Below are 14,032 nucleotides of genomic sequence, written 5' to 3'. Positions count from 1 at the left end.
GCGCGAGCGCGCTTAGGCTGGCTGAGCCATGATCCGGTTCGAGAACGTCACGAAACGCTTCCGCGGCACCGCCCATCCGGCCCTCCACCAGGTGGACTTCGAGGTGGTGCGCGGCGAGTTCGTCTTCCTCGTCGGCGCCTCCGGCTCGGGGAAGTCGTCGTGCCTGCGCCTCATCCTGCGCGAGGAGACCCCCACGGACGGCCGCGTGGTCGTCCTCGGCCGGGACCTGCGGACGCTGTCCAACCGGAAGGTGCCGTATTTCCGGCGCCACATCGGGGCGGTGTTCCAGGACTTCCGGCTGCTGCCGAACAAGACGGTCTTCCAGAACGTCGCCTTCACGCTGCAGGTGATCGGGTCCTCTCGGCCCTTCATCCGCCAGGCGGTGCCCGAGGTCCTCGCCCTCGTGGGCCTGGACGGCAAGGAGAAGCGCCTGCCGCACGAGCTGTCCGGCGGTGAGCAGCAGCGCGTCGCGATCGCCCGCGCCCTGGTCAACCGCCCGCAGGTCCTGCTCGCCGACGAGCCCACGGGCAACCTCGACCCCGCCACGTCGGTGGACATCATGCAGCTGCTCGCGCGGATCAACGCCGGCGGCACCACCGTCGTCATGGCCACCCACGAGAAGGGCTTCGTCGACCAGATGCAGCGCCGCGTCATCGAGCTGCGCGGCGGAGAGCTCGTCCGCGACGAACGGCACGGCGGCTACGGCGACACGTCCGGACTGCCGAGCCTCGCCCCCGAGCCCGCGCGCGGCGCCGCCGCGGTCGCGGCGCTGACGGCGGTGCTCGAGGTGCAGCGCGAGGTCGCCCTGGCCGCGGCATCCGATGCCCACTCTGCCGCGTCGCCCGCCGACGACGCCGGCGCCACGATCCAGACCGCCGGCGCCACCCCGCAGACCCCGACCGAGACGGCGCCTGCCCCGGTCGTGACGCCCCCGATCGTGAAGGCGCCCACCCAGCCGCTGCCGATCGCGGACATCGCCGAGGTCGAGGTCTCGGAGCTGGGACTGGCCGACCGGCTGGGACTCGGCGACGGCGAACCCGATCACGAAGTCGGGCCCACGTCGTGAGGGTCGGGCTCATCCTCGGTGAAGCGTTCACCGGGCTCCGTCGCAATGCGTCGATGGTCATCTCGGTCGTGCTGGTGACGTTCGTGTCGCTCACGTTCGTGGGCGCGGCCATCCTCATGCAGATGCAGATCGGCACGATGCGCGACTACTGGGTCGACCGCGCGCAGGTGGCGGTGTTCATGTGCACCGAGATCTCGCAGGAGCCCACGTGCACCGACGGGGCGGCGACCCCCGAGCAGCTCGCCGAGGTCGAGGCGAAGCTGGCGGGACCGGCGCTGGCACCCCTCATCCGCGACGTGCGCTTCGAGGATCAGGAGGAGGCGTACCAGAACGTCATCGACCTGCTCGGCGAGGACTACGCCAGCGTCATCACGCCCGATCAGCTGCCCGAGACGTTCCGGATCAACCTGATCGATCAGCGGCAGGCCGACGTCATCATCGAGGCCTTCAGCGGGACGCAGGGCATCGAGAGCGTCGAGGACCAGCTGCAGTATCTCGAACCGCTGTTCTCGGCCTTGACCGTGGGAACGTACATCGCGGTGGGGATCGCGGTGCTGATGCTCATCGCCGCCGTCCTGCTGATCGCCACGACGATCCGGCTGTCCGCGTACGCGCGGCGGCGCGAGATCGGCATCATGCGGCTGGTGGGCGCGTCGAACCGGTTCATCCAGACCCCGTTCATCCTCGAGGGCGTCTTCGCCGCCCTGCTCGGCTCCCTGCTCGCCAGCGGGGCCGTGATCGCCGGCATCCACTTCGGTGTGGACGGCTATCTGCGGCGTCGCGTGGAGTTCGTCACGACGTGGGTGGGCATCGACGATGCGTGGCTGGTGATCCCGGTGCTCATCGGCATCGGGGCGCTGCTGGCGGCGCTGTCGGCAGGGTTCGCGATCCGCCGCTGGCTGCGGGCCTGATCGGACGGGTTAGACTGACAGGCTGCCGTGCGCCCCGCGCGGCCATGATGTCGGCGCGCGAGCGCGAACGAGGAGAAGAGCCATGCCCCGGGAACGCGGCGAGAAGGTCATCGCGACCAACCGTCGGGCGCGCCACGAGTACAACATCGAGAAGACGTACGAGGCGGGCCTGGTGCTCACCGGCACCGAGGTGAAGTCCCTGCGTCAGGGCCGGGCGAACCTCAGCGACGGCTACGCCTACATCGACGGCGGCGAGGCGTTCCTGGACGCCGTGCACATCCCCGAGTACTCGCAGGGCCACTGGACCAACCACTCAGCCAAGCGCGTGCGCAAACTGCTGCTGCACAAGGACGAGATCGTCAAGCTCAGCCACGCCATCTCAGCCGGCGGCTACACCCTCGTCCCGCTGAAGCTGTACTTCTCGGACGGCCGGGCGAAGGTCGAGATCGCCGTCGCCAAGGGCAAGGCCGAGTACGACAAGCGCCAGACGCTGCGCGAGCGGCAGGACAAGCGCGAGGCCGAGCGGGCGATGCGCACGCGCAACCGCATGGGCGACTGACGCGGCGCTGACGCGAGTCAGTGCGCGGCGAAGCGCGCTTCGACGGATGCCGTGACCACGATGTCCTCGGGCTCCAGCCGTATCTCGGGCCCGCCGCCCATGGTGTCGGCCGCCATCCGCGCGAACATCCGCTCGGGTCGCGGCTGATCCGGCGCCGACAGCAGACCGGTGTCCGCGACCTCGAGCGGCACGACCGAGCCGAGGCCGAGGGCCCGGGCGTACGCGGTGGCGCGCGCGACGGCCACCGACACCGCCGCGGCGGCGACGTCCTGCTCGACGCGCGCGCGGGTGTCGGGCGTGAGCTGCCATTGGATGTGGCTGAGGCGGACGCCGTCGTGCTCGATCACCGAGTTCGTCCACGACGACAGCTCTGACACGTCGCCGAACGTGGCGGTCACGTCGACTGACGCGTGGTGGACGAGCGGCAGGCGCTTGCCCTCGGCGTTCCACGGCCTGTCCGACCACACCGCCATCCGCTGGCTCGACCACTCCAGGACCGCGCCGGCCTCCTGCCGGGCGGCGAGGTCGTCCTGGACCGCGCGGGCGAGCGCCGAGACGCGGGCGACGACCTCGCCGCGGTCCCGGCCGTCGGCGGCGACGCTCGCGTGGGCGACGGCGCGCTCGGGCGTCCGCGTGGTCTCGTGCTGTCCGCGGACGGTGATGACGACGTCGCTCATGCCGTGATGGTACGCCGGGGAGCCGGCATCCGGATCGGTCGATGTGCATTCGGGTGCATCCAAATAGGCGGGGGTCCCGGAATACCCATCCGACGGGCGACGCACGGTCGCCTCGAACTGGAGGAACATCATGCGAAAGACCATGACGGGCGTGGTCGTCGGCGCTGTCGCCGCTCTCGGCCTGATCACCCCGGCCCACGCCATCTCGGAGACCACCGCCGACCTGTACGTGCTGCACGGCATCCCCGACACCCCCGTCGACGTCTACGTCAACGGCGAGCTGACCCTCGACGACTTCCAGCCGGGCGATCTCGCAGGCCCCCTCGACCTGGCCGCGGGCGACTACGAGGTAGCCCTCACCGCGCCCGACGCGACCGACGACAGCGCGCCGGTCCTCGGCCCCCTGACGGTCACCCTCGAGGCGAACACCAGCTACACCGCAGTGGCGCACCTCGACGAGGCCGGCGAGCCGACCGTCACGCCCTTCGTGAACGACATCTCCGAGACCGCGGCCGGTGAGGGCCGTCTCACCGTCCGGCACACCGCCGCGGCTCCTGCCGTCGACGTGCTCGCCGGCGGCAGCCCCGTGATCGAGGGACTGGCGAACCCGGATGAGGCCTCGCTCGACCTCGCCGCCGGCACCGTGGACGCCTCGGTGGCCGCCGCCGGCACCACCGACCCGGTCATCGGTCCGGCTCCCGTCGACGTCCAGGAGGGGGTGCTGACGATCGTCTACGCGTGGGGCAGCCTCGAGGACGAGAACCTCGACATCGCCGTCCAGACCATCGAGGGCCTGCATTCGGCTCCCGAGGGCGTGAACTCCGGCACCGGCGGCCAGCTCGCCGAGCGCGACGCCATGATGCAGGCGCTCCTGCTCGTGGGTGCCTTCGCCCTGCTCGCCGCCGCCGGCACCACCGGTGCGGTCCTCGCCCGGGCCCGCGCGAACCGCTGATCGCCCACATGTCGGCGAAGACGATCATCCCGGTACTCCTGGCCGGGGTGGTCGTCTTCGCCCTGTCCGGGTGCGGAGGTCAGCCCGAGACCGCACCCGCGACCACGGACCGCGCGGCTTCGGCCAGCGCGGCGCCACGACCGACCGCGTCGGTCGATGTGCCCGTCGTGGCGGCGACACCAGCGCCGCCACGACGGTCCGTGCCTCCGGTCCGGCTCGCCGTGCCGGCGATCTCGGTCGACATCCCGGTGACCCCCGTCGGCGTCGAGGAAGGCGGATTCATGGAGCTGAACGAGGACCCTGCGGTCGGGGGGTGGTACCGCTTCGGGGCGGACCCGTCCAGCCCCGACGGCAACGTGGTCATCTCGGCTCACGTGGATGCGCCCGACTACCCGATCGGTCCGCTCGCGCGGCTGCGGGAGCTCGGCGGCGGAGACGAGGTCACGGTGGTCGACGAGGCCGGGACGACTCATCGCTACACGGTGGACTCGGTGACGTACTACCCCAAGGCGGACCTTCCCGTCAATGACGTGTTCGCGCGTTCGGGCACCGACAAACTGATCCTGATCACGTGTGGCGGAGAGTTCGACAGCGCGACCGGTCGGTACGCCGACAACGTCGTCGCCGTCGCATCGCCGGCCGGTTCCGGCGATGACTGACGTGATGACGAGGGGAGAGGCACTCGTGGAAGAACCCGACGAGGCCGAGATCGCGGAGCGGTTCCGCGCAGGTGACGAGCGTGCACTCGCGGCGGTCTACCGGCGGTGGTCGCCCCTGGTCTTCACCCTCGCGCTGCGGTCGCTGGGCGACCGGGGCGATGCCGAGGACGTCACGCAGAAGGTCTTCGTGTCGGCCTGGACGTCGCGGACGTCGTACGATCCTGCGAAGGCGAAGCTGTCGACGTGGCTCGTGGCGATCACCCGCCGGCGGATCGCGGACACGCACGAGGCTCGCGCCAAGGTGAAGGCTCTGCAGGAAGAGCTGCAGCGCACCGCGGGCGACGAACTGGTCCATTCGGACATCGATCTCGCCGACCGGCTGCTGATGGCGGACGAAGTGGAGAGACTGGAACCGGATGCGCGGAACGTCGTCCGGCTGGCGTTCTACGACGATCTGACACATCAGCAGATCTCCGACCGGCTCGGCATGCCGCTCGGAACCGTGAAAAGCCATATACGTAGAAGTCTGAGCCGACTGAGGAGCCGATTGGAGGTGAGCCATGTCGCACCTTGACCCCGAGCAGATCGCTCTGGTCGCTCTGGGCGAGCCCGCGAGCGACGCCGACACGGCACATCTCGCCGCCTGCCCCGAGTGCGCGCTCGAGCTGTCCGAACTGCGCCGGACGGTGCTCGTCGGAAAGTCCACCGTAGGCATGGGCGGCCTCGAGGCCCCGCCGCAGCGAGTGTGGGACCGCATCGCCGCCGAGATCGCCGCGCCCACTGTTCCGGTCGACGACAGGCGGATGCCGGTCACCGCCGTGCCCGGCTCTCCCGTGGCCGCGCCGACCGCCGCGGACGCGGCGCCGGCCGCCGCGGGGAATCGCGCGGCCCCGCGTGGCGGCGGGGCGGGCCCCCGGCTGTCCCGGCTGATGCTCGCCCTCGCCGCCAGCGCCGCTGTCGTCCTCGCCGTCGTCGGGACGTGGGCGCTCATCCGGCCGGCGCAGGTGGTGCAGGTCGCCTCGGCGAACCTGGCCGCCTTCCCCGACCATCCGGGTGCCGAGGGCTCGGCGGTCGTCGTCGAGGGTGAGGACGGCGAGAAGGTCGTCCGCGTCGAGCTCGAGGACGATGAGGCCGGCACCGGCTACCGGGAGGTGTGGCTCATCACCGCCGACGCCACGGCGATCGTGAGCCTGGGAATCCTCGAGGGCACCGAGGGCGAGTTCGCCGTGCCCGAGGATGTCGACATCCGCGACTACGTCCTGGTCGACATCTCGCAGGAGCCCGAGGACGGCGACCCGACCCACTCCGGCGACTCGATCGTCCGGGGCGAGCTCGACTTCGCCTGAGCACCTTCCCGGCGCGCCGACGCCTGCCGGGAATGGCGGCGCGCCGGCATCCGTTGTATCCTGATGTGCTCGGATGCAGCGGCATCCGGCTTGGCAACTCCACAGTGTGACAGCGGCCCTTCGCAAGAAGGAACAACCTCGATTCGAGGTCCAGGGGATGATCGGTTTCGACATTGCCTGCCTATCTGCGTGAAGCGGGCCGAGGATGCAGGGTTATCTCGTGAACGCCCCCTGCAAACCAATAACTGCCGAAAAGAAGCAGTCCGACTTCGCCCTCGCTGCCTAAGCGAGCCCGATAGTCCGTCAGTCCGTGTGTGATCCCGACACGGGTCCTGGCGTCATCTAGGGATCTAGCTGCGCGGTGGCGTCTGGACGCCGCGCGGGACTCTTTCCAGACTGGGCCTGTCGACTTAGGTGTCTGTGACAAAGGTCGGGGCCGAGTAGAACGCTCGTACAGACTGCGCCCGGAGAAACCGCAGAGATTCAGCAATGGACGGGGGTTCGATTCCCCCCATCTCCACCAACCGCTGTCACAGGGATTCGAGGCTCCGACCATCGTGCACACGCACGGCGGTCGGGGCCTCGTCTCGTTTCGGTCGTTGAGCGAGCGCAGCGAGACGAAACGCCCGCCCGTCGCCCCGACCCCCGGTCGTTGAGCGAGCGAAGCGAGACGGCGCACCCTGTCGCCCCGACCCGGTCGTTGAGCGAGCGAAGCGAGACGAAACGCACGCCCGACGACCGGTGGTCAGAACGGTGCGGGGTCGAACTCGGCGTCGGTGGCGAACTGCACGCCGGATACCGGATGGTCGGGGTAGACGCGGCCGGTGGGGCTCGTCCACTCCAGGACCCCACCGCGCTGCTGCACGACGGTCCACGGCGTGTGGTGTTTCAGGGTGTGGTGTCGCCGGCAGAGGTGGGCGAGGTTCGTGTGGGCTGTTGCCCCGCCTTTGGCGTGGTCGACGGTGTGGTCGAGATCACTGCGTGCGGCGGGGTTGCGGCATCCGGGGAATCGGCAGTGCTGGTCGCGGATGCGCAGGTGCCGCCGCATCTTCTCGCTCGGCTGGTAGCGGTCCACGGCGAGAACGCTGCCCGAGACGGGGTGGGTGAGGATCCGTTCCCATCCGGGGGCGCCGGCGGCGAGCTCTTTGGCGCTGTCGGGGTCGATGGGGCCGTATCCGGCGAGGCTGGTCGCGTCGAACGGGTCGTCGAGGGGGGAGTCGATGAGGCTGAGGACGGGGACGGTCACCTGGACGGTGGCGTGGATGGCGGCCAGTCCGGTCTCGCGGGTGCCGACGTGGGCGAGGGGGTCGCCGGCCAGAAGCAGATCGGCCAGCAGGTCCGCGCGGACGGCGTTCATCGACCGTCGCGCGGCGACGAGGTCGTCCACGACGGCCCGCGCCTGCTTCGCGGCGTCGGTCAGCCGCTGGATCTCGTCGGCGTCGAACGCGAGGGTGTCGCCGACGGCGCGGCGGGCGTCGCTCTCGGCGGCGGCCGCGGCGACCTTGGCGTCGCGGATCGCCTGCGCCTGGGCATCCACGACGTCGCGTGCCATGGTGGTGAGACGGTCATGGATGCCGTGGGCGAGGACGCTGGGCACCACGGCGCGCACCTCGGACATGGCGTCGTCGAGATCGAACACGATGACGTTCCGGGAGCGGGCGGCGACCCGGTGCCGGGTGCGGACGGTCTCTTCGAGGAACCACTGGGCGCGGCGGCGGGCGACCGGGCGCAGCCGCGACGCGGACTCGGCCTCGGCGTAGGGGAGGACGGTGTCCTCGTACTCCGCCCTCAGCTCGTCCCGCACGATGCGTTCGCCGGCTTCGACGATGATGCGGGCGTGGGCCATCGAGATGCCGCCGGCGGCGAGGGACGCCATCGTCTTCGGGAAGCCGCCGACGAGCCGCTCCGCCTCGTGCAGCTGACGCTGCACCGTGCGGTCCGACACCCGCAGCGCGGCGCCGAGCTCCGCCGCCACCGTCCGGTGGGCGAGGTCCGCGTCCGACACCGTGGCACCGGCATCCGCCCACTCTGCGGCCACGGCCGACGCGCGAGCCAGCACGCTCGCCTCGCGCGCCTGCAGCGCCGCGATCTGCCGGCGGATGTCGACGACCTCGGGCACGATCTCACCCAGACGCGTCACCGCTGTCGCAGCGGCTTCGTCGGGGGCGGGATCGGTCATGGATCCAGTATGCGCAGGGCCTCGGACATTCCTTCGAACAGACGTAGAGCCCTCGTGGGACCAACGACCCGGCATCGCGCTCGCGTCGCCGCCTAGCGTGGAACCCCACACCGCGGAGGTGGGAACGATGATCTACTACGCGCTGGGCATCATTCTGGGCGTCGCGATCGGCTTCACTCTGGACCGGCAGCTCGGCCCGCGGATCGCGCGCGACCGATCGCGGATCAGCGCGCTGGCATGGACGGCATTCGGGCTGGGCGTCACGTCGGCCCCTTTGATCGCCGCAAGTCTGCTGATCACGCCGCTCATGGCAGGGGCGGATGCCGGCGGTGCCGCCACCGCGTTCAACGTCCCGCTCCTTGTGGGCAACCTCTTCATCCCGGCGTGACGGCTGTCCGCGCCCGATCCCTCAGTGGAACGGGCAGCGCGCCGCCGTCGAGGATCGGACGCGTCCGCCCGATGCCGGCTTGGTCGGCAGCCGCCGCCGGTTCACCTCGAGACCGGATCCGAGGATCGTCACGCGGGGATCGCTCAGGGCGGCGACCCCCGCCGCGAGCCCGGCGATCGCGAGCTTCTCGCCCGGGCAGCGATGGCCCGTCCTCACATCGGCGCCCCCGTGGGGGACGAAGGCGCGCAGGGCCTCGTAGTCCGACACGCCTTCGAAGCGCTCGGGCCGGAAGACCTCGGGGTCGTCCCACGCGAGCGGGTCGGTGTTCGTGGCCAGGATGTCGAGGACGACCCGCTCCCCGGCATCCACCCGTTCGCCGTCCAGCTCCACCGCGGCGATGGTCTTTCCGGGCAGCATCGGGACGAAGGGGGCCGTCCGCCTGATCTCTTGCGCGAACGCGATCGCGGCGGGGTTGTCGACCAGGGCGCCCGTCGCCGCGGACTCGGCGGCGATCCGGTCGCGCCACTGCGGATGATCGTGCAGCTCCTTCGCGGCGAAGGCCACGAAGCGCGCGACGGCGATCATCGGGCGGACGCTGTTCTGCAGTTCGACGCCGGCCGTGCGCGACAGCAGCAGATCGCCGCGGAGGTCGCGGTACGTCGCCCACGCGTGCAGGGCGGTGCCGGGCGCGGGGTCGAGCACTCCCTCGCGGACGGCGTCGATCAGCGCGGTGGCATGGCGATCCGACCAGAGCCGGTTGAGCTGCGCCAGAACGAAGGCGGGGGAGTACGGCGCGCCGAACCCGTCGACGATCTGCGCGAGCCGGGCCGCCCACCTGGTCTTCGCCGCCGCAGTCCCCGGGATGCCCGCCCACCGCAGGATCGCGCGTCCCAGCGCGCCCACGGCCGCGTCATAGGCGGACCGCTCGCCGCCGCCGACCCATTCGTCGAGTTCGCTGCGCCACTCGTATTCGAGAAGGGGCGCGAGCCGCGCCACCTGCGCGTCGTCGTACAGGACGTCCACGAACTCGGCCTTGCGATGCCGGTGCTCGGCGCCGTCGAGACTGTGGATCGAGGCGTGTCCGAACAGCGTCTCCTGGATGAACGCGGGCATGGCGCCGTGCCGTGCGATGCGGGAGTCGTCGTAGAACACGTCGACGCCCTCCACGCCGCGGACGAGAAGCGCGTCGTGACCGAGCAGTCGCATCGGCACCGCCCTCGCGCCCGCTCGCGCCTGCTGCCACATGTGCGCGCTGAAGTCGTAGCCTCGGGTCAGGATGGACAGGGATTGATCCGTCAGCGGGTGGGGCATGCCTCCACGCTGTCAAGGACGCTCCGCTCGGGACAGGGGGTTCCCTCTGCCGCCGAGTGTGCTATCGAGCCGAGTGTGCTATCGAGCCGAGTGTGCTAACGGGCAGAGTGTGCTAACGGGCAGAGTGTGCTAACGGGCAGAGTGTGCTAACGATGGGACACGTCGGAAAGGACCGCGATGACGAAGTACCTGATCTCGTTCCCGAGCTTTGCGATGGACGTCTCGGACGACGAGCTCCCGGCGGTCGCAGAGGCCGCCCACGACGTGATCCGCGACGCCCAGCGCGCCGGCGTCTATGTCTTCGGCGGTGGCATCAATGAAGGTGTCGGCGTCGTGACGGTCGCCGAGGACGGCGGGGTCCGCGACGGCGGCTATGACGATGCTGAGGTTCCGAACGGCGGCTACACCGTGCTTGAGCTGCCCACACGACAGGATGCCGTCGAGTGGGCCGCGAGGATCGCCCGGGCGTGCCGCTGCCCGCAGGAGCTGCGGGAGTTCCAGTTCGACCCCGTGGCGTGACCCCTCAGCCCTGATCCGACTTCTCGTCCGGGATGTCTTCCGCGCGCGGACCGACGACGTCCGAGGTGATCGTGTGCTCTCGCTCGACGTCCTTGATGACGTCGGTCTTCAGGTCGCTCGCGGGGTTCCCCTCTTCTTCCGGAGAGAGCGGCGGGATGGGCGTGCTGTCCATAGGATTCCTTTCGAGTGGTGCGGAGCTGAGGCGCCCTGCGGTTGTCGAGCGTATGGTGACCGCGATCGGCGACGGAGGGGGTTGTCGCTTCGCCGCCCGCCGTGTACCGCCGCGCGCGCGCCGGGGCAGCGCCGATCGTCTTGCTTCTGCGCAAGGCAATCTCCCCAGTCTCAGTTTCCTGAGAGCTTCCTGTGCTCTCAAAACGGGAGACTAGCCGCGCAAGCTTCTTATCCGTAGCGGTATTCCCGCAACTTCACCTCAGCGAATCCAAGCGGGTGGTAAAGATCAGCCTCGCCCTCGGCGGAGCTCAGCGCGGAGGCCACTCGATGAGGACGAGCCCCTGCTTGGTGTCGGCCTGGGTGACGGTGCCCTCGGCGAACAGGTAGGTCAGGCCGTACCCCTCGTCGTCGGTGGCGATCGTCGTGTCGGGGTTCTCGGTGATGTAGACGCCCTCGGCGTCCTCTTCGCGCAGCCAGCCCTGGGCTTCGAGCGACTTCTGCGCCGCGGCGGCATCCTCATCCGAGATCTCGGACCAGCCGAACATCTGCAGGTGATCGCCGGCTGGGCCCTCGAAGTCCGCCCAGACGCACAGGATCCCGTCGCTGAGCTCGACGTCGCCCGCGTAGAACGGCTGCTCCTGCACCGTCCAGCCGATGGATGCGAACTCGGCCACCATGTCGGCGGGGATGATCGTCTCGCACGTCGGATCCCCGGCGGGCTCGGCAGCCGGCGTGCCGCCGGGAGTGGCGACGGGCGTGTCCACCGGCACCGGGGTGGTGGTCGGCTCGGGCTGGGTCTGCGGGTCCGCGGGTGCGGAGCAGGCCGAGACGGCGAGGACGCCGGCCAGCAGGGCGAGTGCGGCGCCGTGACGGCGGCGGGGGAATGTCATCGAGAGGCTCCGTGCGGGGTCAGTCGGTGGCGTGTACCAGGTCGAGGAAGGCGTCGTGCAGCACGCCGTTGGTGGCGAGCGAGGATCGGGCCGAGAGGGTGTCGTCACCGTCGAAGGACGTGAAGCGTCCGCCCGCCTCGAGGACGATGGGCACGTGGGCGGCGATGTCGTACTCCTTGACATCGAACTCGGCTACGAGCTCCAGCCGTCCCTCGGCCAGCAGCATGTACGGCCAGGCGTCTCCGTAGCCGCGGTCGCGCCACACCGCCCGGGTCAGTCGCAGCAGCGCGTCGGTCCTGCCCGCCTCGTCCCACTGCGCGATGCTCTGAAAGCTCACGCTCGACCGAGCGAGGTCGTCCACGCGCGACACGGCCAGGCGGCGAGGTCCGCCGGCATCCGAGGCCGTCCAGGCGCCGAGACCCGTGGCGCCCCACCATCGGCGGCCGAGGGCGGGCTGGCTGACGACGCCGACGCGGGGGACGCCGTCGATCAGGAGCGCGATGAGCGTCGCCCACATCGGGATGCCCTTGAGGTAGTTGGACGTCCCGTCGATCGGGTCGATGACCCACTGCCGGGCCGACTCACCGGTCACCCCGTACTCCTCGCCGAACACGGCGTCCGCCGGCCGCTCCCGCGTGAGCAGGTCGCGGATCGCGCGCTCGGTGGCGAGATCGGCCTCGGTGACGAACGACGCGTCGGCCTTGGTCTGCACGTCCAGATCGCTCGCGTCGAAGCGTGACATGGATGCCGCGTCCGCGGCATCCGCCAGGGCGAGCGCCAGCTCGAGGTCGGCCGTCAGGTCCCGGTCATAGGGCGCGTCGAACTCGACGGCTGCACGGGGGGAGGACACCCCTCAAGGATAAACCGCGCGCGGGCGTCCCGATTTCAGGTAACGGCGATCGTGATGCTAGTGTTGACCCTCGGTTCGCCACGTCGCGGATCACGCACCTCTAGCTCAATCGGCAGAGCAACTGACTCTTAATCAGTGGGTTCAGGGTTCAAGTCCCTGGGGGTGCACCACAGTCGAGAAGGCGGTCCCGGACGGGGCCGCCTTCTCGCGTTTTCGAGCGTCCGCGCGCGCCGCCGCTTGACTTCGCCCGCATAGCCTTCGTAGATTACGGATACCTGAATCGGTTTTCAGGTTTAGCCTCCGGGCTTCCTTCCAATGGCGAAAGGCACGCGAATGCGGGTTACGAAGAAGATCCTCCTGGGCTCGGTGGCCACCGGCGCAGCCCTCGTCCTGGCGGCCTGCGCGCCGCAGGCCGGCGGCGCCGGTTCGGGTGGCGACGACGCCGAGGGCCCGGCCGAGGTCACGGTGGGCATCGTCACGAGCGAGTCCGGCCCGCTCGCCGGGTACGGCAAGCAGTACCTGGATGCCTTCAAGGCGGGCCTCGACTACGCCACCGACGGCACCGGCGAGGTCGACGGCACCGCGATCACGGTCGAGTACCGTGACGACGCCGGCGACCCCGACAAGGCCGTCACCGCCGTGAAGGAGCTCATCGGCTCAGGGGTCAGCATCATCGCCGGCACCGCGTCCTCGGGGGTCGCGCTGGCGGTCGCCGAGCAGGCCGAGCAGAACAAGGTCCTCTACATCTCGGGGCCCGCCGCCGCCGACGGACTGACCGGCATCAACGACTACACGTTCCGCTCCGGCCGCCAGAGCGCGCAGGACGTCGCGACCGCGGGAACCTTCCTCGACGACATCGAGGGCAAGAAGATCACCGTCTTCGCGCAGGACACCGCCTTCGGCCAGGGGAACCTCGCCGCCGTCGACGCGATCCTCGGCGCCGAGGGCGCGACGGTGGACTCGGTGCTCGTCGCCGAGGACGTCACCGAGTTCACACCCTTCGCCCAGCAGGTGCTCGCCGGGGACCCCGACCTGGTCTTCGTCGCGTGGGCGGGGGCGACCTCGGGCGCGATGTGGCAGGCGATGAGCCAGCAGGGCGTCATGGACGACGTGCCCGTCGTCACCGGGCTCGGCGACGCCGCGACCTTCGGGGCCTACGGCGAGGCATCCGAGAAGATCAGCTTCTTGAACCACTACTTCCCCGGGGCGTCCGACGGCGAGGTCGACGCCGCCATGATCGAGGCGATCGAAGCCGCCGGCGGCACCCCCGACCTCTTCAGCCCCGACGGCTTCAACGCCGCGCTCATGATCGTGCACGCGATCGAAGAGGGCGACGGCGACGTCGAGGCGATGGTCGACGCGCTCGAGGGCTACGAGTTCGAGGGACCGAAGGGGACGATGACGGTCCGCGAGAGCGACCACGCCCTGCTGCAGCAGATGTACCAGGTGCGCCTCGTCGCCGACGGCGACACCTTCGTCCCCGAACTGGTCGACACGGTGGACGCCGACGAGGTCGCGCCCGCCGAGGCGCCGTGAGCCGGGAGCGCGTCACCG

16 protein-coding genes, 1 tRNA gene and 1 other RNA gene are annotated in these 14,032 nt (G+C 70.3%); 12 read left to right on the top strand and 6 right to left on the bottom strand.

Annotation, left to right across the window (positions count from 1 at the left end):
* Window positions 1-28 precede the first annotated feature (28 nt).
* The 3 genes from ftsE to smpB all read left to right on the top strand — a co-directional run bounded on the left by ftsE (window position 29) and on the right by smpB (window position 2,536).
* Window positions 29-1,066 (top strand): cell division ATP-binding protein FtsE, encoded by a 1,038-nt coding sequence (gene ftsE / locus ACYVF4_RS02310; protein ID WP_460719339.1) that lies wholly within the window; start codon window positions 29-31, stop codon window positions 1,064-1,066.
* Window positions 1,063-1,977 (top strand): permease-like cell division protein FtsX, encoded by a 915-nt coding sequence (ftsX, locus tag ACYVF4_RS02305; RefSeq protein ID WP_460719337.1) that lies wholly within the window; start codon window positions 1,063-1,065, stop codon window positions 1,975-1,977. The genes ftsE and ftsX overlap by 4 nt, the downstream gene beginning before the upstream one ends.
* Window positions 1,978-2,059: 82 nt before the next feature.
* Window positions 2,060-2,536 (top strand): SsrA-binding protein SmpB, encoded by a 477-nt coding sequence (smpB, locus tag ACYVF4_RS02300; RefSeq protein WP_460719335.1) that lies wholly within the window; start codon window positions 2,060-2,062, stop codon window positions 2,534-2,536.
* Between the two features lie 17 nt (window positions 2,537-2,553).
* On the opposite strand, the gene ACYVF4_RS02295 is transcribed toward smpB, so the two are convergent.
* Window positions 2,554-3,213 (bottom strand): SIMPL domain-containing protein, encoded by a 660-nt coding sequence (locus ACYVF4_RS02295; protein ID WP_460719333.1) that lies wholly within the window; start codon window positions 3,211-3,213, stop codon window positions 2,554-2,556.
* Window positions 3,214-3,343: 130 nt separating this feature from the next.
* Between ACYVF4_RS02295 and ACYVF4_RS02290 the strand changes: the two genes are divergently transcribed.
* From ACYVF4_RS02290 to ssrA, 5 genes are all read left to right on the top strand, one after another.
* Window positions 3,344-4,165 carry a DUF4397 domain-containing protein gene (locus ACYVF4_RS02290; RefSeq protein WP_460719331.1) on the top strand — a complete coding sequence of 274 codons (822 nt, stop codon included), beginning with the start codon at window positions 3,344-3,346 and terminating at the stop codon, window positions 4,163-4,165.
* A gap of 8 nt (window positions 4,166-4,173) precedes the next feature.
* A complete protein-coding gene (locus ACYVF4_RS02285; RefSeq protein WP_460719330.1) occupies window positions 4,174-4,824 on the top strand; it encodes a class F sortase in 651 nt (216 codons plus the stop codon).
* Between the two features lie 4 nt (window positions 4,825-4,828).
* Window positions 4,829-5,398: an RNA polymerase sigma factor gene (locus ACYVF4_RS02280; RefSeq protein ID WP_460719328.1), complete on the top strand. Its 570-nt coding sequence runs from the start codon at window positions 4,829-4,831 to the stop codon at window positions 5,396-5,398.
* Window positions 5,385-6,170 carry an anti-sigma factor gene (locus ACYVF4_RS02275; protein WP_460719326.1) on the top strand — a complete coding sequence of 262 codons (786 nt, stop codon included), beginning with the start codon at window positions 5,385-5,387 and terminating at the stop codon, window positions 6,168-6,170. The genes ACYVF4_RS02280 and ACYVF4_RS02275 overlap by 14 nt, the downstream gene beginning before the upstream one ends.
* 153 nt (window positions 6,171-6,323) lie before the next feature.
* Window positions 6,324-6,693, top strand: a transfer-messenger RNA (tmRNA) gene (ssrA, locus tag ACYVF4_RS02270).
* A gap of 222 nt (window positions 6,694-6,915) precedes the next feature.
* On the opposite strand, the gene ACYVF4_RS02265 is transcribed toward ssrA, so the two are convergent.
* Complete coding sequence (locus ACYVF4_RS02265; protein ID WP_460719324.1) at window positions 6,916-8,349, bottom strand: HNH endonuclease signature motif containing protein; 1,434 nt, start codon at window positions 8,347-8,349, stop codon at window positions 6,916-6,918.
* Window positions 8,350-8,476: 127 nt separating this feature from the next.
* On the opposite strand from ACYVF4_RS02265, the gene ACYVF4_RS02260 reads away from it, so the two are divergent.
* On the top strand, window positions 8,477-8,737 hold the full coding sequence (locus ACYVF4_RS02260) for a hypothetical protein (RefSeq protein ID WP_460719322.1): 261 nt from the start codon (window positions 8,477-8,479) through the stop codon (window positions 8,735-8,737).
* 21 nt (window positions 8,738-8,758) lie between these two features.
* Here ACYVF4_RS02260 and ACYVF4_RS02255 read toward each other — a convergent pair whose 3' ends face one another.
* Entirely contained in the window at window positions 8,759-10,048 is a 1,290-nt protein-coding gene (locus tag ACYVF4_RS02255; RefSeq protein ID WP_460719320.1) for a cytochrome P450, read from the bottom strand.
* Window positions 10,049-10,225: 177 nt separating this feature from the next.
* Here ACYVF4_RS02255 and ACYVF4_RS02250 point away from each other — a divergent pair, with 177 nt between their 5' ends.
* Window positions 10,226-10,567 carry a YciI family protein gene (locus ACYVF4_RS02250; RefSeq protein WP_460719318.1) on the top strand — a complete coding sequence of 114 codons (342 nt, stop codon included), beginning with the start codon at window positions 10,226-10,228 and terminating at the stop codon, window positions 10,565-10,567.
* A 4-nt stretch (window positions 10,568-10,571) separates the two neighbouring features.
* On the opposite strand, the gene ACYVF4_RS02245 is transcribed toward ACYVF4_RS02250, so the two are convergent.
* From ACYVF4_RS02245 to ACYVF4_RS02235, 3 genes are all read right to left on the bottom strand, one after another.
* A complete protein-coding gene (locus tag ACYVF4_RS02245; protein ID WP_460719316.1) occupies window positions 10,572-10,739 on the bottom strand; it encodes a hypothetical protein in 168 nt (55 codons plus the stop codon).
* A gap of 307 nt (window positions 10,740-11,046) precedes the next feature.
* On the bottom strand, window positions 11,047-11,628 hold the full coding sequence (locus ACYVF4_RS02240) for a hypothetical protein (RefSeq protein ID WP_460719314.1): 582 nt from the start codon (window positions 11,626-11,628) through the stop codon (window positions 11,047-11,049).
* A 19-nt stretch (window positions 11,629-11,647) separates the two neighbouring features.
* The gene (locus ACYVF4_RS02235) at window positions 11,648-12,478 is read right to left on the bottom strand and encodes an inositol monophosphatase family protein (protein ID WP_460719312.1); all 831 of its coding nucleotides are present in this window, start codon (window positions 12,476-12,478) and stop codon (window positions 11,648-11,650) included.
* A 94-nt stretch (window positions 12,479-12,572) separates the two neighbouring features.
* Here ACYVF4_RS02235 and ACYVF4_RS02230 point away from each other — a divergent pair.
* A tRNA-Lys gene (locus ACYVF4_RS02230) sits at window positions 12,573-12,648 on the top strand.
* 163 nt (window positions 12,649-12,811) lie between these two features.
* A complete protein-coding gene (locus ACYVF4_RS02225; protein WP_460719310.1) occupies window positions 12,812-14,014 on the top strand; it encodes a substrate-binding domain-containing protein in 1,203 nt (400 codons plus the stop codon).
* Window positions 14,015-14,032 lie beyond the last annotated feature (18 nt).

The organism is Microbacterium aureliae, assembly GCF_054780155.1.
Note: the sequence above shows the minus strand (reverse complement) of the source record. Positions and strands in the feature narration are given on the sequence as shown.